Genomic DNA, 20,004 nt, shown 5'->3' on the forward strand with positions numbered 1-20,004 from the left:
GAGCCTCGCGAACGCGAGGCGTCTCGAAGCACGCATTTCGCCTGAGCCGCATCGCGCTCTTTAACGAGCGCAGCCTATCGCGCTTGCGGACGGCGCCGGATCGGGCTTCAACCGGAGCGTCATGTCGACCCGCAACCTCGACGCCGTGTTCGCGCCCCGCTCCGTCGTCCTCGTCGGCGGCAGCCCGCGGCCGGGCAGCGTCGGGCGGGCGGTGCTGCAGAACCTGCGGAACGGCGGCTTCAAGGGCCCGCTCCGGCTGGTCAATCCGGACTACCCCGACCTCGACGGCGTTCCCGCCTCTCCCGATTTCGCAAGCCTGCCCGAACCGCCGGACCTGATCGTCGTCACCACCCCGCCCCACACCATCGCGGGCGTGATCGACGCCGCGGGCGCCGCCGGGGCGCGGGCGGCGGCCGTGATCACCAAGGGCCTCGGCCGAGGACCGGGCTCGCTCAGGGACCACGCCGAACAGGCGGCGCGCAAGCACGGCATGCGGCTGATCGGGCCGGGGTGCCTCGGCGTGCTCAGCCCACACGTGAAGCTAAACGCAAGCTTCGCGCCGCAGGCGCTCGCCGGCGACCTCGCGCTGCTCTCCCAGTCCGGGGGCTTCGTCTCCTCCACCATCGAGTGGGCGACCGCCCGCGAGATCGGCTTCTCGGGGATCGTGTCGTTCGGCGACATGGCGGACGTCGACGTCGACGACCTGCTCGACCATTTCGCGATCGATCGCCGCACGCGGGCGATCGTGATGTACCTGAACGCGGTGTCGGATGCGCCGCGTTTCCTCTCGGCCGCCCGCGCCGCCGCCCGCGCCAAGCCAGTCGTCGTCATCAAGGGCGGCCGGCACGCGGCCGGCGCCCGCGCCGCGGCCACCCACAGCGGGGCGCTTGCGACCTCCGACGCGGTCTACGACGCCGCCTTCCGCCGCGCCGGCCTGCTGCGCGTCGCCGACCTCGCGGACCTGTTCGCGGCGATCGAAACCCTCGCGCATGTCGCGCCGACCTCAGGCAAGAGGATCGCGATCGTCACCAACGGCGGCGGCCTCGGCGTGCTCGCGGTCGACCGGCTGATCGATCTCGGCGGCCGCCCGGCGCAACTGTCCGACGCGACCATCGACGCCCTCGACGCGGCGCTGCCGCCCGACTGGTCGCGCGCGAACCCGATCGACATCGCGGGCGACGCCACGCCCGAGCGCTACGAGGCCGCGGTGGCGGCGGCGCTGGCCGACGCCCAGGTCGACGCGGTGGTCGCCATCCACGCGCCGACGATGCTGTCGGAGGCCGCTCCTTGCGCCCACGCCATCGCCGCGGCCTCAGGCCGCGCGCGGGGGCGCACCTACCCGCCGAAGCCGGTGTTCGCCGCCTTCATGGGCTCGGAGACCGCGCCGCGGCGGATCCTGGAAGCGGCGCACGTGCCGTTTTTCCGCACCCCGGAAAGCGCGCTGGCGGGGCTGATGCACCTCGTCCGCCACGTCGAGGCGCAGGCCGCGCTGGTCGAGACGCCGCCCTCCGCGCCCGAGAGCTTCACGCCGGACCCGGCCCGCGCCCGCGCCGCCATGGACGACGCGCTGAACAACGCGCGGGAGTGGCTGTCGCCGACCGACGTCGCGGAGGTGCTGCGGGCCTACGAGATCCCCGTGCTACCGCACGCGGTGGTGGACACGCCCGAGGCCGCGGCTGAGGTGGCGCGCGGCTTCATCCGCTCGGGAAGCGCCGCGGTGATCAAGATCGTCTCGCCAGACCTTTCGCACAAATCGGCTGTGGGCGGCGTCAGGCTCGCGCTCGACACGGCGGAGGCGGTCGAGAAGGCCGCGGGGGCCATGCTCGCCCGCGTCGCCGCGCGGGCGCCGCAGGCGCGCATCGAGGGGCTACTGGTGCAGCCCCATGTGCGGCCCGACGACGGCGTCGAGACCTTCGCCGGCCTGTTCGACGACCCGACCTTCGGCCCCGTCGTGGCTTTCGGCGCGGGCGGCGGGGCGGTGGAGATCGTGCGTGACGTCGCTCTCGCCCTGCCCCCGCTGCACCATGGGCTCGCCCGCGAACTCATCGGCCGCACCCGGGTCGGGACGGTGCTCGCCGGCTACGACGGAGCCCCGGCCGCGAACGTCGACGCCGTGGCGCAGACGCTGGTGAAGCTCGCGCAGCTCGCCGCCGACATGCCGGAGATCGCCGAGCTCGACGTCAACCCGCTGATGGTGACGCCGCAGGGCGCGGTCGCGCTCGACGCCCGCATCCGCGTCCGCCTCGCGCCGCGCAACCGGCGCGCGGGGCCGGCCAACCTCCGGCTCGCCATCCGGCCCTATCCGAAGGAGTTCGAGACCGGCCTCACCCTCGCCGACGGCTCGGAGGTGCTGGTGCGCCCGGTGCGGCCGGAAGACGAGCCCCAGGTCGCGGCCTTCTTCCGAGCTGTCGCGCCGGACGACCTCCGCCAGCGCTTCTTCACGCCGGTGAAGGAGGTGCCGCGGCCCTTCATCGCCCGCCTGACGCAGATCGACTACGCGCGGACCATGGTGCTGCTCGCGATCGACCAGCGGCAGCGCATCCTCGGCCTCGCCCAGATCCACGCGGACGCCGACGGCGTCGAGGGCGAGTACGCGATCCTGCTGCGCTCCGACCTCAAGGGCCGCGGCCTCGGCTGGCGGCTGATGCGCACGCTGATCCGCCTTGCGGAGACCGAGCGGCTGCGGCGGATCACCGGGCAGGTGCTCGCCGAGAATTCGACCATGCTGTCGATGTGCCGCGCGCTCGGATTTGCGGTGAAGGTCGACCCCGACGACGTCGGCGTGCGGCTGGTGACGCTGGAGCTGGAACGCGGAGAGGGCGCGCGGGCGGTGGCGGAGTGAGGCGGGCGAGCGCATCGAGCGCGGACGTTTCCTACCGCTTCGCCGTCATGCCCGGCGAAGCCGGGTATCCACGACTGGGGCGTCGGGCTCTACGCCGAAGTCGTGGATACCCGCGAAAGCGCGGGCATGACGCAGTGGGTCGTAACCCAGTCAAGCTCTAACCGCACCGCGCCCAACCCGAGTGCGTGCTTCGAGACGCCTCGCTGGCGCGAGGCTCCTCAGCATGAGGGGCTTTGAGCCTCCACCAACCTCCTCATGCTGAGGAGCGCCAAAAGCGCGTCTCGAAGCACGCACCCGGTTGAAGCGCCCCCTCTCCAAGGAAAACAGCGCTCAAAACGCCTTGAACGTGATCAGCGTGTGGGTGTCGCGCACGCCCGGCGCGGTCTGCACGTGGGCGCCGACGAAGTGGCCGACGTCGACGCCGTCGTCGACGTGGTACTTCACGATCAGGTCGTAGTCGCCCGCGGTCGAATAGATCTCGGAGTGCAGCTCGAGGTCGGCCAAGTGCTCCGCCGTCTCGTAGGTGCGGCCGAGCTCGCATTTGATCTGCACGTAGAAGGTCTGCATCCGCCTCACGCTCCGTCGCCGCCGGGGGCCGGACCATACGGCGCGAGCGGTCGGCTCGGCAACGGATGGCGCGCCCCGCCCTTCGCTTGCTATGACGGCGGACCCTGATCGCCTCGACCCGAGGTCCGCGCATGCCCGCTCTCGACATCCTCTGCCTCGGCGAACCCCTGGCGGAACTGAACGAAACCGAGGTCGGCCGCTTCACTCTCGGCTGCGGGGGCGACGTCTCGAACGTCGCGATCGCCGCCGCCCGGCTCGGCGCGCGCTCCGGCGTTCTCGGCGCGATCGGCGACGACGCCTTCGGCGAGGCGCTGACCGCGCTGTGGGACGCCGAGGGCGTAGACCGCACCCACATGAGCCGCGACCGCGACGCGCCGACCGGGCTCTATTTCGTGACGCATGGTCCCGACGGCCACCGCTTCAGCTACCGCCGCGCGGGCTCGGCGGCGAGCCTCGTCGGGCCGGACCGCATCCCGGCGGAGGCGATCGCCGCGACCCGGGTCCTGCACGCTTCCGGCATCAGCCAGGCGATCTCGACCACCGCCGCCGACGGCGTGTTCGCGGCCCTGGCGAAGGCGCGCGACGCCGGCGTCCTCGTCTCCTACGACACCAACCTCCGGCTCAAGCTCTGGCCGCTCGCCCGCGCCCGCGCGACGATCCGCGAGGCGCTGACGCTGACGGATGTCGCGCTGCCGGGCCTCGACGACGCGGCGCTGCTGTTCGGCGTCGAGGATCCGGACGCGATCTGCGACGCCATCCTCGCGCTCGGCCCCAAGGTGGTGGCGCTGACGCTCGGCGCCCACGGATGCCTCGTCGCGACGCCGGAGCGGCGGGAGCGGATCGCGGCGCACCCGGTGCGAGCGGTGGACGCGACCGGCGCCGGCGACGCCTTCGACGGCGCGTTCCTGACGAGCTACCTCAATGGGCGAGACCCTTTCGCGGCGGCGCGGCGCGCCAACGTCTCCGCCGCGCTGTCCACCCGCGGTTACGGCGCGATCCCCCCGCTGCCGCGGCGAGCGGAACTGGACGCCGAGATAACGCGCGAGACAGCCTTGGGGTTAACCGCCGATTAACTCCAAGGCTGTCTCGCGGGACGTTGATCGTCGTTTCAGGCCGTGGCCGACGACGCCGAACCCCACGCCCGTTCGGGGCGGGCAAGCGCTGGAGCTGACGCGCGCGCGGCGAGCGGCGCGTATTCGATGACGCCGAACCACCCCATCCCGCGGTAGGTCTCGTACCCCGGCGTCTTGTGAAAGGCGATCAGACGCCCGGACGCGTCCGCGTAGAGGCCGAAGTCGCGTCCGCCGGTCGCGAGCGGAAACGCCTCTCCGAGGGCTGACCCGCGGCTGCCGGCGATCACGCGATGGCCGGCGTCGAGCAGCAACACGCGGCTCTGCGCCGCCTCTTCGGCGGTGAGCCTTACGCCTTCCACGATGGAGCGCGCTTGCGGCTCCCAGTCGAAGTGGATCGCGAGGAAGCCCAGAGGCTTGCCGTGCGGCGCGCCGCCTTCGCGCACCGAGGCGACGTAGGTCGCGACCTGCGCGCCTCCGAGCTCCGCGCAGCGGTCGATCTCGGCGACCGCGAAATCGTCGCCCGAGGCGAGGCTCTTCGCCTTGGCGAACCAACGCGTCCGGCTCGCGTCCGCGCCGCGGGCCGCGAAGCGCTGCGGCCGACCGTTTGCGACGACCCGGCCGTTCAAGTCGCAGAGCCAGAGGTCCAGATAGACCGTGTAAGCCGACAGGATCACCCCGAGCCGGCGCTCGGCGTGCGCGACGGCCTCCGCCCGCGGCGCCGCGGCGCAGTCCACCACGGCGCTGTCGGTGGCCCACCAGCGCACGTCGCAGGTGCGCTCGTAGAGATTGCGATCGATGATTTCCACCGCATTCAAAGCGAGGTCGACGAAGCGGTCGCCCCGCGCGGCTGAGGCGAGACCTGAAACCGCGTCGCGAAGATCGTCGACGCGGGCGCCAACGTCGCCGCCGAGGCTCGCCGCAAGCGTCTCGATCTCCCGCGCGACCCCTTTCACTTCCTCCGCAACCACCGCGAATCCGGTCTGGCCGGCATGGGCCGCCTCGATCTGGGCGTTCAGCGCCAGCAGCCGCATCCGCCGGGTGATGTTCTGGATCGCCGCGATGTTGGAGCGGGCGGCCTCCTTCAGGCTTTCCGCCGCCTGATCCACCACGATTCCCAAGGATTGCCCCGCCTGCGTAGCCATAGCGCCAAGGTTCCCCGACTAAGTACAATCACTGAGCCGAGTGAAGGATCGCCGGGTTAGTCAGAGGTTAATCGCGTCGGAGCCTTCCGCCGCGACGGCTGCGGCAAAAACGACCCTGCATCGATAATAGGCAAGGATGCGCGTCCTGACCCGACGCGAGAGCGTCGTTCCGACCGACCTGGGCCGCCCCGTTCGCTACCCCGTGAACCAGTAGCGGGTGAGGTGGAAGAACATCGGCGCGGCGAAGATGATCGAATCCACGCGGTCCAGCACGCCGCCATGGCCCGCGATGACGTAGCCCCAGTCCTTGGCGCCGAGGTCGCGCTTCACGGCCGAGAGCACGAAGCCGCCGAAGAAGCCGGCGACGACGATGACGAGGCTCATCCCCGCGGCCTGCAGCGGCGAGAACGGGGTGAGCCCATGGAGCGCAACCCCGATCAGGACCGCCGTCGCCCAGCCGCCGAGCAGGCCCTCGACCGTCTTCGACGGGCTGACGTTGGGGGAGAACCGCGTGCGGCCGATCAGCTTGCCGAAGACGTACTGGGCGACGTCGGAGAGCTGGGCCACCACCACGAGATAGAGCACCAGCATCGCCGGGTCGGTCCCGGTGTCGAGCATCATCAGCGCGGGAGCGTGGCTGAGCATGTAGACGGTGAGCATCAGCCCCCACTGCACCTTGGCCTGGCGCGCGAGGAAGTCGGTGACGTCGCCCGCAAGCGTCGAGATCGCGGGCAGGATCAGGAAGGCGTAGACCGGGATGAACACGGCGAAGAGGCCGTACCAGCCGGTGCCGAGCAGCAGGTAGTGGATCGGCAGCGCCACGAAGAACGACAGGAACAGCGCCCGATGGTCGCCGGCGCGCGAGGGCGCGAGCGACCAGAACTCCCGCAGCGCCATGAAGGACAGGCCGGCGAACAGCAGCGTGGTCGCGACGGGCCCAAGCGCCAGCGCGCCGCCGAAGACGATCGCCATCACCCACCACGAGCGGGTGCGGGCGTTGAGGTTCTGGATGGTGGCGCGGCCCTCCGGCGTCGTCGCGCGGCGCTCCAGCGCGCGGCCGACGATGGTGGCGGCCGCGAGGATCGCGATCACGCCGACGAGCACCCAGCCGAAGGCCGCGCTCACGTGGAGGCTCCCTTGCGGCGCGGCGCGAGGCTTTCGACCGCCGCGCGGGCGCGGGCGAGAAACTCCGCCTTGGGCTCGCCGGGCACTGTCGTCAGCGGCGCGCCGAACCGGGCGGTGCAGGTGAGCGGCACGATCAGAAACGAGCCCTTCGGCATGACGCGGGCCAGATTGTCGAGATGCACGGGGATCAGCTCGGCCTCCGGATGCCGCTCGGCCAGGCGATGCAGCCCGCTCTTGAAGGCCGCGACCTCCTCGCCGGCGCCGCGCGTGCCCTCCGGGAAAATCAGCACCGACTCCCGCCGGGCGAGCGCCTCGTCCACCGGGGCGAGCGGGTCGCCCTCCCCGCGGCCGTCGCGATCGATCAGCACGGCGCGCAGGCACTTCTCAGAGACGAAGCGCTTGAGCGCCGAGCCGCCCCAGTAGTCGCGCGCTGCGACCGGGCGGGTCCGCCGGCGCAGCTCCGGCGGCAGCGCCGAGATCACCGCGAGCGTGTCGAAGTGGCTGGTGTGGTTGGCGAAATAGATCCTCGAGCGGGTCTCGGGCGTCGAACCCACCCATTCGCCGCGTGCGCCCACGAGGACGCGCACGAGCACGATCAGGATCTGCCGGGCGAGAGCGGTGGCGCTCATGTCGCGCGGAGCTTCGTCGCGATGGCGGCGGTGCGCGTCACGCATGTGACGAGGCTGCCCGCGGGGATGAGCGCCACGGCGACCAGCAGCGACCAGCGCGTGTCGCTGAACGTCCACTCCACGCTCTGCGCGACCAGCGCCGCGGTCAGCGCCGCCATGCGCCGCTGCTTCGCCATGACGCCGGAGAAATCCTGCGGCAGTCCCAGCGAGCCGCCGAAGACGCGGACATAGGCGGTGAGCGCCGCAGCCAGCGCCGCCGCCCAGCCGAGCCAAGGAACGCCCGCGGCGTAGCCCAGCGGCGCGAGCAAAAGCGTGTCGGCGATCCGGTCGGGAAACTCGTTGTAGATCGCGCCGACCGCCGACTTCTTGCCGCCCTCGACCGCGACCATGCCGTCGAGCAGGTTGCAGACCAGCCGGAGCTGGACGCAGCCCGCAGCCGCGAGCCAGGCTAGCGGCGTGTGGCCGGCGGCGATCAGCGCGCAACCGAGGCCCGCGAACAGGACGGAGGCGACGGAGATCTGGTTGGGCGTGACGTTGGTGCGGGCGAGGCCGCCGGCCAACCGTATCGCCCAGCCCGACGAGCGGCTCGCGATCGGTCGGCGCGCCGGCCCCTCGCTTGTGTCTAACGCCCCGGGTTGCACCCGATCGTCCCCCGTCCGAAAAGCCGGCCTCCCCGCGAGGCCTCGGTGCGAGTTACATCAAATCGGGCGGGGGCTGTCGACCTTTCGCCGAAACGGCCTCCCGCGGCGGCCCGAAACAGGTCTAACGCTCGCGTCCGCCTGACTCGCGACACGGGAGCGGATAGAGTGGCTCGATGGATCCCCGCCCTTCCCTCACCGCCCACGACGCCCAGGCGCTGCTCGACTGGTACGTCGCCATGGGCGTCGACGCCGCGCTCGAGGATGTCGGGCAGGATCGGTTTGCGGAGAGCGCCACGAGACTAAGGCCGCCGCCGGCTGCTGAGCCCCTGCCCGCGCAGCCCGCGGCGCGGGCGCCCGCTTCAGCGGCGGCGCTGGCGGCGGCGCCCGACGAGACCGCCGCCGCGGCGCGGCAGGCGGCGGCCAGCGCCGCGACGCTCGACGACCTGCGCGCGATTCTGGAGCGCTTCGACGGCTGCGCGCTGAAGGCGACCGCGAGCCGCACCGTCTTCGCCGACGGCGCGCCGGGCGCCCGGCTGATGCTGGTGGGCGAGGCCCCGGGCCGCGAGGAGGACCTGTCGGGCCTTCCCTTCGTCGGCCGGTCCGGCCAGTTGCTGGACCGCATGCTGGCCGCGATCGGGCTGGAACGCTCGGAGGTCTACATCGCGAACGTCATTCCGTGGCGGCCGCCCGGCAACCGCACGCCGACGCCGCAGGAGACGGAGACCTGCCTGCCCTTCATCCGGCGGCAGATCGAACTGGCGCAGCCCGACGTGCTCGTCGCCCTCGGCGGATCCGCGGCGCAGAGCCTGTTCCGCGCCAAGGACGGCATCCTGAAGCTGCGCGGCAAATGGCTGGACTATGACGCTGGGGGCCGCTCGATCCGCGCCATGGCGACGCTGCATCCGGCCTATCTGCTGCGCAGCCCGGGCCAGAAGAAGTTCGCCTGGCGCGACCTGAAGGCGATCCGCCGCGTGCTCGACGGCGCCTGAGCCGACGCCCGCCGGCGCCCGGCGCCGCGGGCGTCGCGCGATCGCTCAGTGGTACCCCTCGCCCTCACGGACCTTGCCGCGGAACAGCCAGTACACGAACACGGTGTAGCCGATGATGATCGGGAACAGCACGATGGTGCCGGCGCCGAGGAAGATCTGCGAGGCCGGCGCTGCGGCCGCGTCCCAGAAGGTGATGGTCGGCGGCACCAGATAGGGCCAGGTCGAGATCGCGAGGCCGACGAAGCCGAGCAGGAACAGGGCGATCGAGCCGAGGAACGGCAGGATCTCGCGGCCCGCGGCCAGCCCTCGCCACACGCCGAAAGCGACGAGCGCGGTCAGCACGGGCGCCGGCCACAGATAGAGGATGTTGGGAAACGAGAACCAGCGGTCCCAGATCCGGTCGATCGCGAGCGGCGTCCAGAGGCTGACGAGCGCCATCGCCGCCAGCATCGCGAGCAGAAGGCCGGGCGCCTGCGCGCGGGAGCGGCGGGCGACCTCACCGTCGGTCTTCATGTTAAGCCAGGTCGCGCCGAGCAGCGCGTAGCCCAGCACCACGCCGACGCCGCAGACCAGCGCGAACGGCGTGAGCCAATCGAGCGGCCCGCCGGCGAATTGCAGCCCGTTCGTCGCAGTGGGCCGCACGTCGATCCCCTGCAGCAGGCCGCCGAGGATCAGGCCCTGGCAGAAGGCGGCGACGATCGAGCCGCCGGCGAAGGCGACGTTCCAGACGCCCTTGTTGGGCTTCGCCACCCAGCGGAACTCGAACGACACGCCACGGAAGATCAGCGCCAGCAGCATGACGATGACCGGCAGGTAGAGCGCCGGCATGATGACCGCGTAGGCCTTGGGAAAAGCCACCCACAGGCCGCCGCCGCCGAGCACCAGCCAGGTCTCGTTGCCGTCCCAGAACGGCGCGACCGTGTTCATCATCTGGTCGCGTTCGTGTTCGGTCTTCGTGAACGGAAACAGGATCCCGATCCCGAGGTCGAAGCCGTCGAGCACCACGTACATCGCGACGGCGCCGCCGATGATCAGCCCCCAGGCGAGCGGCAGATACCATTCCATGGACGTGACGCTCCCTCAGCTTTTCGCACGCCAGCGGCGCTGGCGGATCATGGAAACGACTGGACGACCGCGATTTCGCCGACGATCGCCGCGTTGAACGCCAGCAGTTCGTCCGCTGGTATCCAGTACTCAAGATGGTCGCGGCCGCCGGCCTCCTGCGGCGCATAGGCCTGGAGAAAATCCTCGCGAACCTCGAAACGCGTGACGTAGCCCGCTCCGCTCGCTGGCACGTTCCAGTCCCGTGCGATCTTCGCCGCGTATTCCTGCGTCAGCACCGGGTAGAAGATCGGCTGATCCGGCAGCCGGGGCGGAAAGGCGCGGGACCCGGCCTCGCGTATGAGGGCGAGTTCCTGCGGTCCAACGGGTCGCCACAATGTCACCGTGCGCGGCGCGTCGCTCATCGCGCGGGCTCCATTGCGCCGTCGTGGACGACCTCTCCCACCGCCTCGCCCGCGCCCGACAGGGGGCGGCTGGGCTGGCCGTGGCGCGGCGGGGCGGTGACGGTCGCGTCGGGGCCGCGGTTGATGAGGCGGTTCACGTAGTAGACGCCCATCGAGAACACGACGCAGTAGACCAGCACGAACAGCGCGAGCGAGGTCCAGAGCGCGGCGGCCGCCACCGGCGAGGCGGCGTCGGCGGTGCGCAGCACCCCATGCACCACCCAGGGCTGGCGGCCGGTCTCGGTGGTGATCCACCCCGACAGGATCGCGATGAAGCCGAGCGGCCACATGCAGGAGGCCGGCCACTGGAACCAGGTCGCCTCCCACAGCGTCCCCCGCCGCCACAGCCAGGCGCCGATGAGGCCGGTCGCGATGAACAGCATCCCGATCGCGACCATCAGCCGGAAGCCGAAGTAAGTGGTGATAAGCGGCGGCCGCTCGTTGGCCGGAAAGTCCTTCAGCCCCTTGATGCGCCCGTCCCAGCTGTGGGTGAGGATCAGGCTGGAGAGGTTCGGGATCGCGAGCTCGAAGTCGGTGCGCTCGGCTTCGGCGTTCGGCCAGCCGAACAGCGACAGCGCGACCGGCTTGGAGCCGTCCCAGTGCGCCTCCATGGCGGCGATCTTCGCGGGCTGATGCTCCAGCGTATTGAGCCCGTGCGCGTCGCCGACGAAGAGCTGGAGCGGGGCGACGATCGCGATCATGCCGACCGCCATGCGCACCATGGTGCGCGCGTCCTCGCCGAAGCGCTTCTGCAGGAGATAGCGGCACCCGACCGCCAGCACGACCACCGCCGTGGTGAGGTAGGCCGCGATCATCATGTGGGCGAAGCGGTAGGGGAACGACGGGTTGAAGATGATCTTCACCCAGTCGGTCGGATAGGCGATCCCGTCCTTCATCTCAAAGCCGGCCGGGGTGTGCATCCAGCTGTTGGCGGACAGGATCCAGAAGCCGGAGATCGCGGTGCCGAAGGCGACCACGCAGGCCGAGAGCACGTGCAGCCACGGCGGCACCCGCGTCCAACCGAACAGCATGATCCCGAGGAAGGTCGCCTCCAGGAAGAAGGCGGTCAGCACCTCGTAGCCGATCAGCGGGCCGATGACGTTGCCGACGACCTCGGAGAACCGGCTCCAGTTGGTGCCGAACTGGTAGCTCAGCACGATGCCGGACACGACGCCCATGGCGAAGGAGACCGCGAAGATCTTGGTCCAAAACCGGGCGAGCCGGTGGTAGCGCTCCGCGCCGGTCTTCGACCACAGCAGCAGCAGCGTCGCGATGTAGGCCGAGGTCCCGATCGAGAACGCCGGAAAGACGATGTGGAAGGAGACCGTGAAGGCGAACTGCAGCCGCGCGAGGAAGGTGGGGTCGAAGTCCATCCGGCGTCTCCCGTCCAGGCGCCGGATGCGTCGCGTCGCCGGCGTCCGCTTGGTCGGCCGACCATAGGCGCCGCGGCCCGGCTTGCACAGACCGTCTTTTGAACGGTTCGAAGCGATCACGATCGCGCGTACCAAGCGGCGAAAAGGGCGCTAGATACGCGCTCTGACGGGCGATGATTTGCAGGGGAACGGCCATGCGCTGGGAGGATTTCCGCCGGAGCGAGAACGTCGACGACGAGCGTGGCGGCGGGGGCGGCGGCGGCTTCCGCTTTCCCGGCGGCGGCGGCGGCGTCGGCATCGGCGGCCTGATCGTGGTGGGGCTCGTCTCGTGGGCGCTGGGCGTCGACCCCCGGGTCATCCTGGCGGGCCTCGAGACCGTCCAGGGCGGCGGCTCGGGCTATTCGCAGCAGGAGCGGCCGAAGGGCGACCCGGGCCAGCTCTCCGAGGACGAGAAGAAGCAAGGCGAGTTCGTGCGCGCCGTGCTGGCCCAGACCGAGGACGTCTGGACGCCGTTGTTCAAGGACAGCGGCAAGGCCTACGACAAGCCGCGGCTGACGCTGTTCTCCGGCCGCACCAGCACCGCCTGCGGCATGGGCGCCTCCGCAATGGGGCCCTTCTACTGCCCCGGCGACCAGCGCGTGTATCTCGACACCGAGTTCTTCGACGAGCTCGCCCGCAAGTTCAAATCGCCCGGCGAGTTCGCGCGCGCCTACGTGATCGCGCACGAGGTCGGCCACCACGTGCAGAACGAGCTCGGCATCATGCGCTGGGCGAACCAGCAGCGCGAGCGGGCGCGCTCCGAGGAGCAGGCGAACGCCATTTCGGTGCGGATCGAGCTGCAGGCGGACTGTTTCGCCGGCGTCTGGGGCTATTGGGCCAACAAGCGCTTCAACATCCTCGAGGACGGCGACGTCGAGTCCGCGCTGACCGCCGCCACCCAGATCGGCGACGACACGCTGCAGAAGCGCTCCGGCGGCGAGGTGGTGCCGGACAGCTTCACCCACGGCTCCTCCGCGCAGCGGGTGAAGTGGTTCCGCACCGGGCTGGCCTCAGGCGATCCGAAGACCTGCGACACCTTCAACCAGCGCCAGCTCTGACGCGCGGCGCGACCGAGGGACGCGACCAAGGGACGCGCCGAAGCGCGCTCCCCCCGGTCGCGCCCCGAACGTCGGGCGTCCGGCGCAGGATCGGCGGCCGCGCCCAACGTTACGCGGCGGCGACGCTTTCGCGCGTCGCTTCGGCTCGTTCAAAGCTGATCACGCCGCCCGCGCGGTGGACAGTGTCGAATTAGACTACTTCCTAAGTAATGCGCCGCCCTAGAAAGCTCTTTCCGAGCGGGAGGTCCTTCCACTACTTATCGCGCCGCCGAGCGGACACCGCCGGCGACGCGATATCAGGGAGATGGACGATGTGGAGAGGCTTTGTGCTGGCCGCGGCCGCGTTGATGACGATGGTCGCCGGCGCGGAGGCCGCTGAAGTCGAAGTCAAGATGCTTAACCAGGGCGCCGAAGGGCGCATGGTGTTCGAGCCGAGCTTCGTGCGGATCAACCCGGGCGACACCGTGAAGTTCGTGGCGACCGACAAGAGCCACAACGCCGAAACGATTCCCGGCATGCTCCCGGACGGAGCCCAGCCCTTCAAGGGCGAGTTCAACACGGACGTGTCCGTGACCTTCGACAAGGACGGCGTCTACGGCGTGAAGTGCCTGCCGCACGCCGGCATGGGCATGGTGGCGCTGGTCGCCGTCGGCGCGAGCTACCCCAACCTCGACGCAGCCAAGGGCGTCAAGCAGACCGGCGTCGCCAAGAAGAAGTTCGAGGCGCTGTTCAAGAAGCTGGACGAGACCAAGGGCGCCGCCGCGCAGTGACGGCTCAGGCTGGCGCGAACGTCGTCGATCTGAGCGTCGCGTCGTAAAGCAAACCTGCGATCCGTCGATCCCGCCACAGCCGTCATGCCCGGCGGAGCCGGGTATCCGCGACTTTCCGGGACCGTCGATCTCGACGCCCAGGTCGTGGATACCCGCAAGACGCGGGCATGACCGCGTGGATAAGTCGTCGACGCGCCGAAGCGCCTCAGGCTTCAGCCCGCGCGACGGGACGGCGCGCCGACGCGGGCTTCCACGATGGCGAGCGCCGCCGCGAAGGCCTGGTCGGCGTCGAGCGTCGTGGTGTCGAGCAGAACCGCGTCCGCGGCTTGCGCCAGCGGCGCGACCGCGCGCCCCATGTCGCGGGCGTCGCGGGCCAGGATGTCGGCGAGGATCGAGGCCTCGTCCGCGGGCTCGCCGCGGCCGGCGAACTCCAGCGCGCGGCGCCGCGCGCGCTCCTCGGGCGCTGCGGTGACGAAGATCTTCGCCTCGGCGTGGGGGCAGATGACCGTGCCGATGTCGCGGCCGTCGATCACGGCGCCCGGCGGCTCGGCGGCGAACCGGCGCTGGAAATCGAGCAGCGCCGCGCGCACCTCCGGCACGGCCGAGACCACGGACGCGCCGGCGCCGGCCGCCGGACCACGCAGCGCGGGATTGCCCAGCACCTGCGGATCAAGCGCCTGCGCCGCCGCCGCCGCCGCCGCCGCGTCGTTCACGTCGCCGCCGCGGGCGATCAGCGCCAGCGCCACCGCCCGGTACAGCAGGCCGGAATCGAGGTGCGGGAGTCCGTAGTGCGCCGCGATGCGCCGCCCCAGCGTGCCCTTGCCGGACGCGGCCGGCCCGTCGATCGCGACGATCATGCGCCGGCCTCCAGCGAGATGTCCGCGCCGAGGCCGCGCATGAGGTCCACGAAGGCGGGGAAGCTCGTCGCGATCATGGCGGCGTCGTCGATCGCGACCGGCGCGTCGGCGGCGAAGCCGAGCACCAGGAAGCTCATGGCGATGCGGTGGTCGAGATGGGTCTGCACGACCTCGCCGCCGCCGGGCGCCCGCCCCTGCCCCACGACGATCAGGTCCTCGCCCTCGATCCGCGCCTCGACGCCGCAGGCGACCAGGCCCGCATGCACCGCGGCGAGGCGATCGCTTTCCTTGACGGTGAGTTCGTGCAGCCCGCGCATGCGCGTCTCGCCCTGCGCGAAGGCGGCCGCGACCGCGAGCACCGGGTACTCGTCGATCATCGTCGGCGCGCGCGCCGCGGGCACGTCGACGCCCTTCAGCGCGCTCGCCCGCACCACGAGGTCGGCGACCTCTTCGCCGCCCTCCTCGCGCAGGTTCGTGAGCTCGATGTCGGCGCCCATCTCGAGCAGCGTCGCGACGAGGCCGGTGCGGAGCGGGTTGGTCATCACGCCCTCGAGCGTGACCTCGGAGCCGGGCGCGATCAGCGCCGCGACCAGCGGGAAGGCGGCGGAGGACGGGTCGGCCGGCACCACGACGTGGGCCGGCGTGAGCTCCGGCTGGCCGACGAGACGCACCAGCCGCCCGTGCTCGCCATGGGGCTCGACCGTCACCTCGGCGCCGAAGGTCTTCAGCATGCGCTCGGTGTGGTCGCGCGTCGCCTCGCGCTCGATCACCACGGTCTCGCCCGGCGCGTTGAGGCCGGCGAGCAGCACCGCCGACTTCACCTGCGCGGAGGGGACCGGCGTCTCGTAGGTTAGCGGCAGCGCCGTCTCCGGGCCCTTCAGCGTCAGAGGCAGGCGGCCGCCCTCGGCGGCGGAGACCACCGTCGCGCCCATCAGGGCGAGCGGATCGAGGATGCGGCGCATGGGACGCGAGCGCAGCGAGGCGTCGCCGTCGAAGGTCGCCTGGATGGGATGGCCGCCGACGACGCCCATCATGAGGCGCGACCCGGTGCCGGCGTTGCCGAAGTCGAGCGGCGCGTCGGGGCTCTTCAGCCCGCCGACGCCGACGCCCTGCACGCTCCAGCGCCCGTCGCCCAGCCGCTCAACGGTCGCCCCCAGCGCCGCGCACGCCCGCCCGGTGGCGAGCACGTCGTCGCCCTCGAGCAGGCCCTCGATGCGGGTCTCGCCGACGGCGAGCAGGCCAAGCAGCAGGGAGCGATGCGAGATCGACTTGTCGCCGGGAACCCGGACGCGGCCCCGGAGCGGACCGTTCGAACGGGAGACGGCGGGCTGTGCGGCGACGGCGGACGACACGGGGGCTCAGGCTTTCGAAGGGGCTTGAGGGAACTTTCACGGCGGGGCGGCGCTTGGTGCGTCGGGATGGGCCGCGGCGGCGCATTGGCTCTTGACAGCCCGGTCCCGCCACGTCAATCCACCGCCTCGTTTCTCGACAGCAGGGATCCATCCCCTTGGCTAAGCCCGAACTCGGCGTCAAACGGACCTGCCAGGCCTGCGGCGCAAAATATTACGACCTGGCGCGCGATCCGATCCTCTGCCCGAAATGCGGGACGCAGTACGTTGCGACCGTTCTCGTCTCCAGCGCGGCCGCGGTGCGCGCCGCCAAGGCCGAATCGGCCCGGGCGAAGGCCACGGCGGCGGCGGCCGACGAGGACGAGGTCGAGACCGACGAAGAGGCCGACGTCGAGGCGATCTCGCTGGAGGACGCCGACGAGGAGGCGACGCCCGCGAAGAAGGTCGCGGGCGCTGACGACGACGACGTCGATGTGGACATCGACGAGGTCGAGGCGGACGACGACGATGACGCGGACGACGAAACTTTCCTTGAGCCTGATGAGGATTCCGACGACGACATGACGGAAATCATCGGCGACCGGGAAAAAGACGAAGAGACTTGAACCGGTCTCCGAAACATGGTTTGAGATGCGCCGCTTCGGGTCGCCGAGGCGGCGGCGCCAGCCGGGGGTGACCCGGACGGCGGCCTCCCCGGACGGGGCGGCGAGCCAGAACTGCCCGGTCCGGCGGATAGCGTTTCCCAACGCCGCCAACCAAGGACCGACAGCCCGGTGGGGCCATAGCTCAGTTGGGAGAGCGCTTGAATGGCATTCAAGAGGTCGGCGGTTCGATTCCGCCTGGCTCCACCAATCACTCCCTGAAAACTCCTCGTTTTGACGCCTGCGGCAATGTCTGCGGACTGTCCGCGACTTAGCTCGGCCCGCCCGGCCTGAGCGCGTCTCTGTCCCGCGTGATTCGCGCTTCCTGGCCCTTTTGGGGCGCCCGTCTCTGCTCCCGTCGCGCCATGTCGTACCGGACGGTTGATGGCGCCATCGCCAAAGCTTCTCAGCGGACAAGCAGACGCAAAAAAGCCGCCGGCATCGTCGACCGGCGGCGTATTGATTCGGAGTTTGAGGATCGCGGGCGCTATCGCTCGGGCTGCTCGAGTCCGATCGCCCGCCACTGCTCGGCCCAGACCATAGGCGCATCCGCGAGCACGCTTGCGGTGACGCCGCGGGGCAAACGACCTTCCGCGATGGCTGTGACGATGTCAGGCGCGAGGAAAGCGTAGCCGATCATCCGCTCCACATGCCGCTTCGTGCAGCTATGGCGCAGCGCCACCTGATCGAGGTCGAGCGCGGAGGTGCGGCTGAGCTCCCCGATCCACTTTCGACCGAGCGCGATCCAGCGCAGCAGAACCGCGCGCGCCTCCGCCTTCATCGGGCGGGCGGTCGCATCGGAGGTCACGAGAATCTGCCGGCCGCTGGTCCGGCGCGTTGAAGGCAAACGAATCACGTCGCCGTCCGCGAGCGTGAGCTCGATCGCATCCGTTAAGAGCATCGCGCGGCGCAGATGCTCCGCGACCAGCGCCTTGTCGTCGAGGCCCGCGACGTCCCTTAGCCGCAGCGCGGCGAGGATCGCCTGCTCGATCTGCGGCGCGGAGATGCGCTTCACCGATCCCGCCTCGGCTCCCCTGCCCTGCGCGATTACCGACGAGACGTAGTAGCGGTAGACCACGCCCTTCCGGTTCGTCGCGCTCGGCGTCATCGGATGCCCCCGATCGTCGAACAGCCTTCCGAGCAGCAGCGCGCCCGAAGCCGCCCGGTTCGCCTTCCGGCCGCTGCGGTTGGCGGCGATTCTCGTCTGCACCGCTTCAAAGAGCCCCGCGTCCACGATCGCCGGATGCTCGCCGGGATAGCTGCGGCCCTTGTGGTTGATATCGCCGAGGTAGACCCGGTTCGCCAGCAGATGCGCGAGAGGTCCGTTCGTCAGCGGGACACCGCCGGCCGTGGCGCCGGATGCGAGAGTGCGGATGCGCGTGACTATCCCCCGCTCCCTCAGCTCTCTCTGCAGGGACGAGAGCGACCCGAGCGCCAGGTAGCGCTCGAAGATCAACCGGACGGTCGCCGCCTCCTTCTCATCGATCTGGAGCTTCTTCGCCTCGACGCGGTAGCCGAGCGGCACGACGCCGCCGACCCAGATCCCGCGCTTCTTCGACGCCGCGATCTTGTCGCGGATGCGCTCGCCCGTGACCTCGCGCTCGAACTGCGCAAACGACAGCAGCATGTTGAGCGTCAGCCGCCCCATGCTCGTTGTCGTGTTGAAAGATTGGGTCACTGACACGAACGACACGCCGCTGGCGTCGAACAGCTCGACCAGCTTGGCGAAGTCCGCGAGCGACCGCGTCAGGCGGTCGACCTTGTAGACGACGATGACGTCTACACCGCGCATCCGCACCAGTTCCAGCAGCCGCTGCAGCGCCGGACGCTCCATCGAGCCGCCGGAAAAGCCTCCGTCCGAGAACACGCCGCTTTTGACGAGCTTCCACCCCTCCCCCGCCTGGCTGCGGACGTAAGCCTCCGCCGCTTCCCGCTGGGCGTCGAGCGAGTTGAAGTCCTGCTCCAGCCGATGGTCGGTCGAAACGCGGGTGTAGACCGCGCAGCGTCGGATCGTCGGGATAGGCCGGCTCACGACGCCCTTACCTTGTCGCGCAGTCCGAAGAAGCGTGGGCCGTTCCAGCGCACGCCAGTGATGGCGCGCGCCACCTCCGACAGGCTGCGATAGGTCCCTCCGTTCCAGGCGAAGCCATCCTTCAACGCCATCACGCGGTGGGTGACGCCCTCCCACTCCCGCACCAGAATGCCTCCGCCGCCGATCCGCTCGCGGTCCGGCAGCGGGACGGCCGCCGTGGTCGGGCTCAACGCAATGCGATCCAGGAAGCGGGCCGTGTCGGCGTCGAGATCGCCCAGCGCGTCGGCCTGCAGGCGATACGCCAGCATCCGCAGCAGCAGGCCCTTCGACACGGCGGCCGGCGCCGCCTTCCCCGTCACGCTTCGCCATCGCGCTTGAAGAACGGCGAGGTCGAGGTCGCCCAGCCGGGCGACCTCGACCTCGATGCGAGCCATCGCCTGAGGCGCCATCAGGCGGCCGCCTGGGCGATGCGGTAGGACCGCTCGCCGGATGCCATGGTTGACGAGGCGACCGCGTAGCCCCGTCGCCGGAGGCCGGTCAACGCCGCCCGCGTAGTGTGCGGAAGCCAGCCCATCGCCGCGGCGACCTCGCGCAAGGTCGCTCCCTGCTCTCGGGCGAGCAGCTCCACCACCGCCGCCTGCTTGGTGCCGGCCCGCACCTCGACGGTGCTTCTCAGAGGGCCGCTTGGTGGCGTCTGCACGACCGCAGGCGGCTCCTTATCGAGCCCGAGCGCGGCGAAGCCGGCTTTCGTGATCTGCAAGCCAACGGGGCCATTGGCGTCCTCTCGCCAGGACGGCTGCCGGCGAGCGACCGGGACCTCGGCCAGCAGACCACGTCGGATCAGGGCAGCCACCGTCCGCGAGGCGGCCGTTGGCTCCGACAGGACGACCAGAGCGTCTTTTCGTTGCGAGGCCGCGGACAGCATCACGAGCTGCGCGTCGCTCAGGCGGACAGCGTTCGAGGAAGCTACGTTCGACATGGGAGAGACCTTCCGCGTTCGATAGGACGGCCTGTCGCCGCCACCGACACGACCCCGCACTCGCGGGGCGAAGGTCTCCTTCAGCTCTGCCTCGACTCAGACGCCGCGGCGGGGTGCTAGCCCTCCTTGCCCTCGCGCCTGAGCAGGCTCGCGCTCTGCATGAGGTGGTTCGCCTCGTAGAGCAGCGGCTCGATCTCATAGGCGATGTTCATCGCCTCATCGACGCGTCCGAGCGCCAGAAGCTTTCTCGCCGCGCGCGCCTGATCCCCGCACTCGGCCACACGCTCGAACATCGACCTCAGGCAGGCCTTCGCTAGCTTCCGCGACATCGTTTACGCCCTCGTTCGCCACGACGACACCAACGCTCTGGTGGCGAAGGAAGTGAAGTCCTTT

The 20,004-nt window shown here is 70.6% G+C and carries 20 protein-coding genes and 1 tRNA gene; 7 read left to right on the forward strand and 14 right to left on the reverse strand.

Going from position 1 to position 20,004, the window contains the following annotated elements; genetic code table 11:
• Nucleotides 1-121 precede the first annotated feature (121 nt).
• Nucleotides 122-2,842 (forward strand): bifunctional acetate--CoA ligase family protein/GNAT family N-acetyltransferase, encoded by a 2,721-nt coding sequence (locus K244_RS0110060; protein ID WP_020186135.1) that lies wholly within the window; start codon nucleotides 122-124, stop codon nucleotides 2,840-2,842.
• A 330-nt stretch (nucleotides 2,843-3,172) separates the two neighbouring features.
• On the opposite strand, the gene K244_RS0110065 is transcribed toward K244_RS0110060, so the two are convergent.
• Complete coding sequence (locus K244_RS0110065; protein WP_020186136.1) at nucleotides 3,173-3,409, reverse strand: Lrp/AsnC ligand binding domain-containing protein; 237 nt, start codon at nucleotides 3,407-3,409, stop codon at nucleotides 3,173-3,175.
• A 131-nt stretch (nucleotides 3,410-3,540) separates the two neighbouring features.
• On the opposite strand from K244_RS0110065, the gene K244_RS0110070 reads away from it, so the two are divergent.
• Nucleotides 3,541-4,482: a sugar kinase gene (locus K244_RS0110070; RefSeq protein WP_020186137.1), complete on the forward strand. Its 942-nt coding sequence runs from the start codon at nucleotides 3,541-3,543 to the stop codon at nucleotides 4,480-4,482.
• 35 nt (nucleotides 4,483-4,517) lie between these two features.
• Here the strand turns inward: K244_RS0110070 and K244_RS0110075 are convergent, their stop codons facing one another.
• The 4 genes from K244_RS0110075 to K244_RS0110090 all read right to left on the reverse strand — a co-directional run bounded on the left by K244_RS0110075 (nucleotide 4,518) and on the right by K244_RS0110090 (nucleotide 8,019).
• Nucleotides 4,518-5,624: a methyl-accepting chemotaxis protein gene (locus K244_RS0110075; RefSeq protein WP_024816420.1), complete on the reverse strand. Its 1,107-nt coding sequence runs from the start codon at nucleotides 5,622-5,624 to the stop codon at nucleotides 4,518-4,520.
• Nucleotides 5,625-5,819: 195 nt separating this feature from the next.
• A complete protein-coding gene (locus K244_RS0110080) occupies nucleotides 5,820-6,749 on the reverse strand; it encodes a phosphatidate cytidylyltransferase (RefSeq protein WP_020186139.1) in 930 nt (309 codons plus the stop codon).
• Entirely contained in the window at nucleotides 6,746-7,378 is a 633-nt protein-coding gene (locus K244_RS0110085; protein WP_020186140.1) for a lysophospholipid acyltransferase family protein, read from the reverse strand. Before K244_RS0110085 ends, K244_RS0110080 begins: the two co-directional genes overlap by 4 nt.
• Nucleotides 7,375-8,019 carry a CDP-alcohol phosphatidyltransferase family protein gene (locus K244_RS0110090; protein ID WP_051460015.1) on the reverse strand — a complete coding sequence of 215 codons (645 nt, stop codon included), beginning with the start codon at nucleotides 8,017-8,019 and terminating at the stop codon, nucleotides 7,375-7,377. Before K244_RS0110090 ends, K244_RS0110085 begins: the two co-directional genes overlap by 4 nt.
• A gap of 173 nt (nucleotides 8,020-8,192) precedes the next feature.
• Here K244_RS0110090 and K244_RS0110095 point away from each other — a divergent pair, with 173 nt between their 5' ends.
• Nucleotides 8,193-9,008, forward strand: coding sequence for a uracil-DNA glycosylase (locus K244_RS0110095; protein WP_020186142.1), 816 nt, complete (start codon nucleotides 8,193-8,195; stop codon nucleotides 9,006-9,008).
• Nucleotides 9,009-9,053: 45 nt separating this feature from the next.
• Here K244_RS0110095 and cydB read toward each other — a convergent pair whose 3' ends face one another.
• Genes cydB through K244_RS0110110 form a run of 3 tightly spaced genes read right to left on the reverse strand, consistent with a single transcriptional unit; the run spans nucleotide 9,054 to nucleotide 11,886 of the window.
• Entirely contained in the window at nucleotides 9,054-10,073 is a 1,020-nt protein-coding gene (gene cydB / locus K244_RS0110100; RefSeq protein WP_020186143.1) for a cytochrome d ubiquinol oxidase subunit II, read from the reverse strand.
• Between the two features lie 47 nt (nucleotides 10,074-10,120).
• Nucleotides 10,121-10,474: a hypothetical protein gene (locus tag K244_RS0110105; RefSeq protein WP_020186144.1), complete on the reverse strand. Its 354-nt coding sequence runs from the start codon at nucleotides 10,472-10,474 to the stop codon at nucleotides 10,121-10,123.
• A complete protein-coding gene (locus K244_RS0110110) occupies nucleotides 10,471-11,886 on the reverse strand; it encodes a cytochrome ubiquinol oxidase subunit I (protein ID WP_020186145.1) in 1,416 nt (471 codons plus the stop codon). Before K244_RS0110110 ends, K244_RS0110105 begins: the two co-directional genes overlap by 4 nt.
• A gap of 194 nt (nucleotides 11,887-12,080) precedes the next feature.
• Between K244_RS0110110 and K244_RS0110115 the strand changes: the two genes are divergently transcribed.
• Together K244_RS0110115 and K244_RS0110120 are read left to right on the forward strand one after the other, a co-directional pair.
• A complete protein-coding gene (locus tag K244_RS0110115; protein WP_020186146.1) occupies nucleotides 12,081-12,983 on the forward strand; it encodes a neutral zinc metallopeptidase in 903 nt (300 codons plus the stop codon).
• A gap of 311 nt (nucleotides 12,984-13,294) precedes the next feature.
• The gene (locus tag K244_RS0110120; protein WP_024816421.1) at nucleotides 13,295-13,753 is read left to right on the forward strand and encodes a pseudoazurin; all 459 of its coding nucleotides are present in this window, start codon (nucleotides 13,295-13,297) and stop codon (nucleotides 13,751-13,753) included.
• A gap of 212 nt (nucleotides 13,754-13,965) precedes the next feature.
• Here the strand turns inward: K244_RS0110120 and cmk are convergent, their stop codons facing one another.
• The gene (gene cmk, locus K244_RS0110125) at nucleotides 13,966-14,610 is read right to left on the reverse strand and encodes a (d)CMP kinase (protein ID WP_020186148.1); all 645 of its coding nucleotides are present in this window, start codon (nucleotides 14,608-14,610) and stop codon (nucleotides 13,966-13,968) included.
• A complete protein-coding gene (aroA, locus tag K244_RS0110130; protein WP_020186149.1) occupies nucleotides 14,607-15,962 on the reverse strand; it encodes a 3-phosphoshikimate 1-carboxyvinyltransferase in 1,356 nt (451 codons plus the stop codon). The genes cmk and aroA overlap by 4 nt, the downstream gene beginning before the upstream one ends.
• 155 nt (nucleotides 15,963-16,117) lie before the next feature.
• On the opposite strand from aroA, the gene K244_RS0110135 reads away from it, so the two are divergent.
• Both K244_RS0110135 and K244_RS0110140 read left to right on the forward strand, forming a co-directional pair.
• A complete protein-coding gene (locus K244_RS0110135) occupies nucleotides 16,118-16,564 on the forward strand; it encodes a TIGR02300 family protein (protein ID WP_020186150.1) in 447 nt (148 codons plus the stop codon).
• Between the two features lie 170 nt (nucleotides 16,565-16,734).
• A tRNA-Ala gene (locus K244_RS0110140) sits at nucleotides 16,735-16,810 on the forward strand.
• A 277-nt stretch (nucleotides 16,811-17,087) separates the two neighbouring features.
• Here K244_RS0110140 and K244_RS0110145 read toward each other — a convergent pair.
• The 4 genes from K244_RS0110145 to K244_RS0110160 all read right to left on the reverse strand — a co-directional run bounded on the left by K244_RS0110145 (nucleotide 17,088) and on the right by K244_RS0110160 (nucleotide 19,940).
• Nucleotides 17,088-18,632 carry a recombinase family protein gene (locus K244_RS0110145; protein ID WP_020186151.1) on the reverse strand — a complete coding sequence of 515 codons (1,545 nt, stop codon included), beginning with the start codon at nucleotides 18,630-18,632 and terminating at the stop codon, nucleotides 17,088-17,090.
• Nucleotides 18,629-19,081, reverse strand: coding sequence for a DUF2924 domain-containing protein (locus K244_RS23905; RefSeq protein ID WP_020186152.1), 453 nt, complete (start codon nucleotides 19,079-19,081; stop codon nucleotides 18,629-18,631). The genes K244_RS0110145 and K244_RS23905 overlap by 4 nt, the downstream gene beginning before the upstream one ends.
• Nucleotides 19,081-19,611: a DUF3489 domain-containing protein gene (locus K244_RS0110155; RefSeq protein WP_020186153.1), complete on the reverse strand. Its 531-nt coding sequence runs from the start codon at nucleotides 19,609-19,611 to the stop codon at nucleotides 19,081-19,083. Before K244_RS0110155 ends, K244_RS23905 begins: the two co-directional genes overlap by 1 nt.
• Nucleotides 19,612-19,727: 116 nt before the next feature.
• Nucleotides 19,728-19,940: a hypothetical protein gene (locus tag K244_RS0110160; RefSeq protein WP_020186154.1), complete on the reverse strand. Its 213-nt coding sequence runs from the start codon at nucleotides 19,938-19,940 to the stop codon at nucleotides 19,728-19,730.
• Nucleotides 19,941-20,004: the final 64 nt, after the last annotated feature.

Origin of the sequence: Methylopila sp. 73B (assembly GCF_000526315.1) — a bacterium.
Classification (GTDB): domain Bacteria; phylum Pseudomonadota; class Alphaproteobacteria; order Rhizobiales; family Methylopilaceae; genus Methylopila.